1 protein-coding gene is annotated in these 1,077 nt (G+C 60.4%); it reads left to right on the top strand.

The window, feature by feature from the left end:
* Positions 1-1,077: AMP-binding protein (locus HUJ17_RS07745; RefSeq protein WP_290510155.1), on the top strand; the 1,077-nt coding region annotated here is incomplete at both ends.

Genomic DNA, 1,077 nt, shown 5'->3' with positions numbered 1-1,077 from the left:
CACACCGGTGGATATGGATTCGGTGCTGTACCTGCAGTACACCGGCGGCACCACGGGCCTGCCCAAGGGGGCCCGGCTGACCTCGCGCAACCTGTTTATGAATAACCTGCAGGCCAATGTGTTTTACGGGTATCGCACCGGCGAGGAAACCGTGGCCTCCGCGTTTCCGCTGTTTCATATCGGCGGCGCGGCGGTGGTGTTCAACGCCCTGCGCACCGCCTCCACCTTTTTGTTGATTCCCGATCCCCGCGACATTGATCACTTCGTGGCGGAAATGACCGCGCGCACTCCCACCGTGCTGGCGGCAGTACCGGCGCTGTACCAGATGCTGTGTGCCAACGAGACATTCAGGGGGCTGGATTTCAGCGGCCTGCGCATGGCCATTTCCGGTGCTGCGCCTTTTGCCAAAGAAGAAGTGCAACGGCTGGAAAGTGTGATCGGCAAAAACAAGTTCTGCGAAGTGTATGGCATGACCGAGACCAGCCCGGTGATCACCCTCAACCCGGCCTCTCATTTCAAGGAAGGCCATGTGGGTATTCCCCTGCCGGGCACCGAGGTGCGCATTGTGGATGTGGACACCGGTAAGGAAATGCCACTGGGCGAACCCGGCGAAATCATCGCCGCCGGTCCCCAGGTGATGCAGGGCTATCTGGCCATGCCGGAGGCCACGGAAAAGGCCCTGGAGGAAATCGACGGCAAGCGCTGGATGCACACCGGCGATATCGGTGTGATGGATAACGACGGCTTTGTGCGTGTCTGTGATCGCAGCAAGGACATGCTGATTGTGGGCGGCTACAAGGTGTTTTCCGTGGAAGTGGAAGGCAAGGTGCAGAGCCTGCCCTGGGTCGCCATGTGCGCGGTGGTGGGCCGCCCGGATAACGACCGGCCAGGCAATGACATCGTGCAGCTTTATGTGGAGCGCAGCGCGGATTGCGACAAGAACGACACCGACCTGAAAGCCGAGCTGGACCGTTTCTGCCGGGAAAACCTGTCGCCCTACAAGGTGCCGAAAGAAGTGTTCTTCCTGGATGCCATTCCGCTCACCTCGGTGGGCAAGATCGACAAGAAGGCGTTGCG

Origin of the sequence: Alcanivorax sp. (assembly GCF_014762765.1) — a bacterium.
Classification (GTDB): domain Bacteria; phylum Pseudomonadota; class Gammaproteobacteria; order Pseudomonadales; family Alcanivoracaceae; genus Alcanivorax.
This window is presented reverse-complemented; position numbering and strand designations above follow the sequence as displayed.